General features: G+C 57.0%; 6 protein-coding genes, 1 tRNA gene and 1 pseudogene. 2 read left to right on the plus strand and 6 right to left on the minus strand.

Annotated features, from left to right (window positions below; genetic code table 11):
• Nucleotides 1–5: 5 nt before the first annotated feature.
• From nqrE to GS611_RS12965, 5 genes are read right to left on the minus strand one after another with little or no spacing between them, the layout of a single operon-like run.
• On the minus strand, nucleotides 6–614 hold the full coding sequence (nqrE, locus tag GS611_RS12945; RefSeq protein ID WP_050603817.1) for an NADH:ubiquinone reductase (Na(+)-transporting) subunit E: 609 nt from the start codon (nucleotides 612–614) through the stop codon (nucleotides 6–8).
• On the minus strand, nucleotides 614–1267 hold the full coding sequence (locus GS611_RS12950; RefSeq protein ID WP_152460184.1) for an NADH:ubiquinone reductase (Na(+)-transporting) subunit D: 654 nt from the start codon (nucleotides 1265–1267) through the stop codon (nucleotides 614–616). Before GS611_RS12950 ends, nqrE begins: the two co-directional genes overlap by 1 nt.
• A complete protein-coding gene (locus tag GS611_RS12955) occupies nucleotides 1267–2094 on the minus strand; it encodes a Na(+)-translocating NADH-quinone reductase subunit C (protein WP_171636238.1) in 828 nt (275 codons plus the stop codon). Before GS611_RS12955 ends, GS611_RS12950 begins: the two co-directional genes overlap by 1 nt.
• Nucleotides 2087–3295: an NADH:ubiquinone reductase (Na(+)-transporting) subunit B gene (locus GS611_RS12960; protein WP_171636240.1), complete on the minus strand. Its 1209-nt coding sequence runs from the start codon at nucleotides 3293–3295 to the stop codon at nucleotides 2087–2089. Before GS611_RS12960 ends, GS611_RS12955 begins: the two co-directional genes overlap by 8 nt.
• Before the next feature lie 5 nt (nucleotides 3296–3300).
• Nucleotides 3301–4644 (minus strand): Na(+)-translocating NADH-quinone reductase subunit A, encoded by a 1344-nt coding sequence (locus GS611_RS12965; RefSeq protein WP_171636242.1) that lies wholly within the window; start codon nucleotides 4642–4644, stop codon nucleotides 3301–3303.
• Between the two features lie 297 nt (nucleotides 4645–4941).
• On the opposite strand from GS611_RS12965, the gene GS611_RS12970 reads away from it, so the two are divergent.
• Together GS611_RS12970 and GS611_RS12975 are read left to right on the plus strand one after the other, a co-directional pair.
• Nucleotides 4942–6057, plus strand: a complete 1116-nt coding sequence (locus GS611_RS12970) for a class I SAM-dependent RNA methyltransferase (protein WP_171636244.1) — start codon at nucleotides 4942–4944, stop codon at nucleotides 6055–6057.
• A gap of 405 nt (nucleotides 6058–6462) precedes the next feature.
• Nucleotides 6463–6539: transfer RNA gene (locus GS611_RS12975), tRNA-Pro, on the plus strand.
• A gap of 750 nt (nucleotides 6540–7289) precedes the next feature.
• Here the strand turns inward: GS611_RS12975 and GS611_RS12980 are convergent.
• Nucleotides 7290–7375 (minus strand): annotated as a pseudogene (locus tag GS611_RS12980) (IS5/IS1182 family transposase); the annotation flags it as partial.

Below are 7375 nucleotides of genomic sequence, written 5' to 3' on the forward strand. Positions count from 1 at the left end.
CCCCCTTACAGTTTCACGCCCGAGAAGGACATGAAGGCCATAGCCATCAGACCTGCGGTAATGAAAGTGATGCCCAGACCTTGCAGACCATCGGGGATGTCTGAATATTTCAGCTTTTCCCGGACTCCGGCCATTGCGGTGATTGCCAGTGCCCAGCCAAAACCGGAAGACAAGCCATAAGTCGCCGCCTCGGCAAAGTTATAGTCACGCTCCACCATGAACAGCGACCCGCCAAGGATGGCGCAGTTCACCGTGATCAGTGGCAGAAAGATCCCCAACGCGTTGTAAAGCGGTGGGAAATACTTGTCCAAAACCATCTCGAGTATCTGAACCATCGCCGCGATCACGCCGATATAGGAAATCAGGCCAAGGAAGGTCAGGTCTACATCCGGGAACCCGGCCCAGGCCAGCGCGCCCGGTTTCAACAAGTAGTTCAGCAGTAGGTTGTTGGCAGGCACGGTGATGGCCTGCACGACCATGACCGAAATCCCCAGACCCAGCGCTGTCGAAATCTTCTTGGACACGGCGATGAAGGTACACATCCCCAGGAAGAAGCTAAGCGCAAGGTTTTCGACAAAGATGGCCTTTACGGCCAGTGAGATCAGACCTTCCATCAGTGGGCCTCTACCTGCTGAATTTTGTATTCACGCTCTTCCACCTGGTTCGGCTTCCAGGTGCGGAAGGCCCAGATGATCAGACCGATGATGAAGAACGCCGAGGGCGGCAGCAACAGCATGCCGTTGGGCACGTACCAGCCGCCATTGTTGACGGTTTCCAGAATGGTAACGCCGAACAGCGACCCCGCGCCAAACAGCTCGCGAATGAAGCCGACCAGCAGCAGGATAAGACCATAGCCCATGCCGTTGCCCATTCCGTCGATAAAGGACGCAACCGGCGGATTCTTCATCGCAAACGCCTCGGCGCGGCCCATCACGATGCAGTTGGTGATGATCAGGCCGACGAAAACCGACAGGGTTTTCGAAATCTCGAAAGCATAGGCTTTCAGGATCTGGTCCACCAAGATCACCAACGACGCGATGATCACCATCTGAACGATGATCCGGATCGAACCGGGGATCTGGTTGCGCAGGCACGAAATGAAGAACGACGAAAACGAGGTCACGAAGATCACCGCCAGCGCCATCACCATCGACACTTGCAACGATGATGTCACCGCAAGTGCTGAACAGATGCCCAGCACCTGCAATGTGATCGGATTGTTGTCGACAAGCGGGTCGACCAGCATCTCTTTCTTGGTCTGGGACATCAAATCTCTCCTGCTTGAAGTTTGGCCAGGAAGGGACCATAGCCCGCATCGCCCATCCAGAATTTCACAAGGTTATCGACGCCGACCGACGTCAGCGTGGCCCCCGCCAACGCATCCACATAGAAATCTGGCCCGGCTGCGGGCTGCGATTTGGCAACGGTGATTTGCAGATCACCTGCTTCGTCGCGCAGCTTTTTCCCGTTCCACAGGGCTTTCCAGCGTGGGTTGTCCACCTCGGCCCCAAGACCCGGAGTTTCACCATGCTGATAGAATTGCAGGCCGTAGATATCGTTGCCGTTGTTTTCAAGCGCGATAAATCCATAGAGCGTCGACCACAGGCCGTATCCGTGCAGAGGCAGGATCACCTTGTCCAGATCACCTGCATCATCGCGCAGCAGATAGATAACACGGTATTTGGATTTGCGGCCGATACCGGCGGGGTCATTGTCCAACGCGACGCTCAGCTCAGGATCGCTAGCGGCGGCGATGTCGTCAAATGTGGTCGGATCAAACTGATCATCGACGAAGGTGCCTGTGGACAGCTCCAGCACATGTGGTTCGAAGGCGGCAAAAGCCTCTGTCACGTCGATGCCCGGCTCGAACACGCCCGCAACTTGCAGAACGTTTACCTGTTTGTCCTTCAGCCGGTTGGCCTCTTGCACCGGGCGCAGGCTGACTGCGGCCGCGGACACAACCATCGAGGCGACCAGACAGACGGCAACGGCGATGAAGATCGTCTTGCCAACAGAATCCGGCGACGCCGCCAGGAATTTGGCTAATGCGCCCTTGGGTGCCTCGTTTTGATCTGGGGATTGCGTATCAGACATGGCGACGCGCCCTCCGTTTGATGTTGGCTTGCACGACGAAATAGTCGATCAGCGGTGCAAAGACGTTGCCGAACAGGATTGCCAGCATCATGCCTTCGGGGAAAGCCGGGTTGATCACGCGGATCATCACGACCATGACACCGATCAGAGCGCCATAAATATAACGCCCTACATTGGTGTGGCTGGCGGAAACCGGTTCCGTCACCATAAAGGCCAGCCCGAAAGCGTAACCGCCCAACACGATATGCCAGTACCATGGCATCGCGAACATCGGGTTGGTATCCGATCCGATCAGGTTCAGCAGCAGGGTAAAGCCGATGGTGCCCGCCAGACAGCCCACAATCAGGCGATAGTTGGCGATCCTGGTCATCAGAAGGAAAGCCAGACCGATCATGCAGGCCAGCGTCGATGTTTCGCCAAAGCTGCCCTGAATGGTGCCGAAAAACGCGCTCGACCAGGTGATGCCTTCAGCGGCCAGCGCCTGCACGCCTTCGGCCGCAGACACGCCCAATGCAGTTGCGCCCGAGAACCCGTCAACGGGTGTCCAGACCGCATCCCCCGACATCTGCGCCGGATAGGCGAAATACAAAAACGCCCGCCCCACAAGCGCGGGGTTGAGAAAGTTCTTGCCGGTGCCCCCGAACACTTCCTTACCGATCACAACGCCGAAGATGATGCCCAATGCCACCTGCCACAGGGGCGTCGTAGCAGGCATGATCAGCGTGTAAAGCATTGATGTAACTAGGAAGCCTTCGTTCACCTCATGGCCGCGCACGGTGGCAAAGATGACCTCGAAGATACCGCCCGCGACCAGCGTGACGATGTAGATCGGAAGGAAATACATCAGACCATGCATGACATTGGCAAAGATGCTGGACGGGTCCAGCGAAATCCCGAACATCTGCAACAAAGCAATCCGCCAGCCGGTGGCCGATTCTGGACCCAGCAAAGCAATCGCAGAGTTTGCCTGATAGCCGGTGTTCCACATCCCCCACAGGATGCAGGGGATCGTCGCGATCACGACATAGGTCATGATCCGCTTCATATCCACATAGGACCGCGCGTGCGGCGCCACCGTGGTCACGGTTTTTGGAGTGTAGATGAAGCTTTCCACCATCTCGTAGATGGGGAAGTACTTTTCGTACTTGCCGCCCTTGGTAAAGTTCGGCTCGATCCTGTCAAAGAAGCTGCGCAAACCCATTCGGCTCAGCCCTCCTTTTCAATTTTGCTCAGGCAGTCGCGCAGCGCCAGCCCGTATTCATATTTTGCCGGACAGGCAAAGCCCACAAGGCCAAGATCCTCTTCGTCCAGCTCCAGCGCACCCAGGGCTTGGGCAGTGTCCGTATCCATTACCAGCAGCGCCCGCAGCAACTGAGTGGGCAGATAGTCCTGCGGCATCAGGTCTTCGAAAACACCTGTGGGCACCATGGCCCGACGCCCGCCGTTCAGATTGGACGTGAAGGCATACAGCTTCTTGGCGAATGCCGAACCCAATACAGGCTGGACCGCGTATTTCGACGGCATCGGACGAATCCAGCCCAACGGGATTTGATCGGGATCTTCACGGATGATGCTGATCTGGCGCGCGAACCGGCCTAGATAGGCGGTCGGGCCCTCAGCGTGCCGGCCCGACAGGATCGAACCCGAAATGATGCGGGGCGTGCCGTCCACATCGACTTCGTCGCGGGTCAGATCGTCAGTTGATGCGCCCATCACGGTACGGATCAAACGTGGTTGACGCGCACCCGGCCCCGTCAGGGCAATCACGACATTCGGATCCAGATGGCCGGTCAGCATCAGGCGACCAATAGCGATGACATCCTGATACCCGATGGTCCAGACCTGCTTGTCGCCTGCAAGGGGTTCGAGGAAGTGAATATGCGTTCCGGCCAGCCCCGATGGGTGCGGGCCTGCGAAAGATGCAGCTTCGACACCGGCGACATCTGCGCCGGGTATCGTGTCACCCTCTTTTTGGCAAAGATAGGTTTTGCCCTCGGTCAATGTGCTGACTGCCGCCAAACCGGCGGTAAATTCTTCGGGCGCCTCGGCAATGATCGTGGCAGCGTCAGCGGCCAGCGGGTCACTGTCCATGGCGGTGACAAAGATCGCATCCGGTTTGACGCCGGGGTTCGGCATTTTTGAATAGGGGCGCGTGCGGAACGACGTCCACAGGCCGGCGGCGCACAGCTTGGCCGTCACGCCTTCGGCGCTGTCGGCATCCCCTATGCCCGAGAAATCAACACCGGTGTCATTGACATCTGTCACTTCGATCACGACGCTTTGCAGCACCCGACGGGCACCACGGTTGATCGCGACGACCCTGCCACTTACCGGTGCGACCATCATCGCGTCAGGCGCGTCCTTGTGACAGAACAGCGGCGCGCCACGTACGACGCTGTCGCCTTCCTGCACCAGCATCTTGGGTTTCAGGCCGATGTAGTCACCGCCCAGGACGCCAACGGTCGCGTATTCCGGGCCCGGGTGAATGGTCTGGTCAGGAGCGCCTTCCACCGGCAGATCCAGCCCCTTTTTCAGTTTGAAAGTTTGCATGTTGCTACGTTCTTCCAAGCCTCTTTTCTGCGCCAGCTCTGCTAACGCCCTTTCGGGGTCATGCAATAGCGCGGTTTTTTCGAACCTCCGTCGCAAAAGCGTCGAAAACGGTCCAAAATCCGCAGGCGTATTTCCGATCAAGGACCCTTTACGCGGGGAAGGTCATAAACGCAAACCTGTTACCGCCAAAACTTGAGGATGAACCACACAATCCTGCGATTGATCGGTCATTTCTTCTGAATCCATGGCGTATAATTGCATATCGCGCCCACCAAGGTTCCAGTGTAAGCAACCGGAATGGAAAAAGACACAGATTTGGAAATCTTTCTGGTTGCCACGCCGGGCCTCGAGGCGCCTCTTGGTGACGAGGCGCAATTCAACGGATTCGCGCAGGTCAGAACTGTACCCGGCGGGGTAACATGCCGGGGTTCATGGCCCGAGGTCTGGCGTGCCAACCTGACATTGCGCGGCGCCAACAAGGTTCTGGTGCGACTGGGCAGCTTCCCCGCCGTGCACCTTGCCCAATTGGACAAACGTGCTCGGAAATTTCCTTGGGGCACCGTTTTGCGTCCTGACGTGCCGGTCAAGGTGGAAGCCATCAGCCGCAAATCCAGAATTTATCACGCCGGTGCAGCTCGTCAGAGGATCGAGCGGGCAATATCCGAGACATTGGGCACCTCGATTTCATCCGAGGCAAACCTTCGGGTGTTGCTTCGAATCGAAAAAGACATCTGTACGATCTCGGTCGACAGTTCCGGCGAGCTGTTGCACAAACGCGGTCACAAGGAAGCCATTGCCAAGGCCCCAATGCGCGAAACAATGGCCGCCATGTTCCTGAAAGAATGTGGCTACTCGGGCGATGAACCCGTACTGGACCCGATGTGCGGATCGGGTACCTTCGTGATCGAGGCCGCCGAGATCGCTCTGGGTCTGCGCCCTGGCCGCTCCCGCGGTTTTGCATTCGAGGACCTGGCGGGCTTTGACCCTGATCAGTGGCAGGAAATGCGTCGGGAAACGAAGGCGGCGGAATGCGCGCTTACCTTCTACGGCTCGGATCGCAACTCGGGCGCGGTTGACGCGGCGACTGCCAATGCCGAAAGGGCCCAAGTCGGTGCCGTGACACGGTTTCAACAGCGTTCCGTCAGCGACATAAAACCCCCCGAAGGTCCTGCGGGGCTGGTCATTGTGAACCCGCCCTACGGGGCGCGAATTGGTGACGAAAGACGCTTGCGCTCGGTCTATGGCGCGATGGGCAAAACCCTGATGAACCGGTTCCAGGGATGGCGGGTCGGCGTGATCACCAGCGCTCCGGGGCTTGCCCGGGCCACACGCCTGCCTTTGCTGGCGCCAGGACCGGTCGTCGACCATGGTGGAACCAAAATTCGTCTGTACAAAACAGATCCCTTGCCGTGATTGCCTGGGACGCTTCACAACCAATTGATGACGATGGCTGCGCGGGCGAAAGCGGACAAAGAAACCACAGGGTTTCCACCGCAAAAGGTTGCGATTCCCTTGCCTTTCAACAAGCCTGTCATCCAGCCAACGTTTTAACACCGGTGCCATCGCGACCTGCCCGGCGGGGGGGGGGAGGTGAACAAGTTGGCGGACACTGTGCGCGCCGGTCAACAGCAGAACGCAAACATGTAAACGCTCGTTTTTGCGAACCATAAACATGGCGACCTGCTTAGATCACCGGGTTCCGTGCCCATTGGTCCGCTGCCATATATTTTTGGGTGTTGAGATCGAAAGATTCGGGTAGTCGCATTACAGAATCCTCTTGCGCATCAGACCCGCCGCGTATAGATCACCCGCCACGGTCGGAGTGTAGCTCAGCCTGGTAGAGCACTGTCTTCGGGAGGCAGGGGTCGGAGGTTCGAATCCTCTCACTCCGACCAATGAAATCAACTTGTCAAATGCAGAGATATTTTGCCTTTTGACCAGTTAACTTACCTTTCCGCCAACAAAAGTTACTTCTCGCAGTCTGAATTACTGCTACTTCAAACGCTCTTTTTGAAGTAATCGGTCCTTACCGGATGAGGTGGATAGTTCCTCCTTCGTCGGCATCGAACGCGCCAAAGTGCAGTTGTTATCGACTGCAAAGAGAGGAGCCATCCAATTACGGAGAAGAAATGTAGGTCTGGATCTGGCTAAGGACGTTTTTCAGGTACACTGCGTTTTAGCCACCGAGCGACGGATCCTTAATAAGGAAATCAAGCGCACCAAGTCACTCCCATTTATGATAGACGGTCCTACGCTGAGTGGCTGGCATTGGAGGTTTGCGGCTCAGCCCATCATTGCGGTCGTAAATTGCGAACGCTTGGCCACGGTCTTCAGCTTAATTAATCCGACGGCGCGCAGATACGCGCACTGTGCAAAGCCCGGCTTCCGGCGCGGATCACATTTCTGTCGTTGCTGTCAAATACACAACCCAAGTCAAGCTTACATCCAGAAAAACGAAAACCCACGCTTATGCGTGGGCCTCGGAAGGAGGGCAATACAAGTTTGCGTCTCACAATCCTTGTGGAGTGAGGCAGATTAAGAGTCGAGTGTGAGGACACCCCAAGCAATACCAATCTGGCGAGGTCGTCATACCGGGACGGATAATGCCGTTGAGGATCGGCTCGAAACGGACCTAGGGTCAGTATTCATAACCAATAGATGACGGTTGCTGCGAGGGCGATTGCGGAGAGGAAGACTTTGGGACAGCGATCATAACGTGTCGCTACGCGCC

The organism is Ruegeria sp. HKCCD6119, from assembly GCF_013110585.1.
In the GTDB taxonomy this organism is placed as follows: domain Bacteria; phylum Pseudomonadota; class Alphaproteobacteria; order Rhodobacterales; family Rhodobacteraceae; genus Ruegeria.

Bases quoted from the DNA above. Each gene is read 5' to 3' on its own strand.
- GS611_RS12965 (WP_171636242.1), bottom strand. From the start codon at position 4,644: ATGCAAACTTTCAAACTGAAAAAGGGGCTGGATCTGCCGGTGGAAGGC.
- GS611_RS12960 (WP_171636240.1), bottom strand. From the start codon at position 3,295: ATGGGTTTGCGCAGCTTCTTTGACAGGATCGAGCCGAACTTTACCAAG.
- GS611_RS12955 (WP_171636238.1), bottom strand. From the start codon at position 2,094: ATGTCTGATACGCAATCCCCAGATCAAAACGAGGCACCCAAGGGCGCA.
- nqrE (WP_050603817.1), bottom strand. From the start codon at position 614: ATGGAAGGTCTGATCTCACTGGCCGTAAAGGCCATCTTTGTCGAAAAC.
- GS611_RS12970 (WP_171636244.1), top strand. From the start codon at position 4,942: ATGGAAAAAGACACAGATTTGGAAATCTTTCTGGTTGCCACGCCGGGC.
- GS611_RS12950 (WP_152460184.1), bottom strand. From the start codon at position 1,267: ATGTCCCAGACCAAGAAAGAGATGCTGGTCGACCCGCTTGTCGACAAC.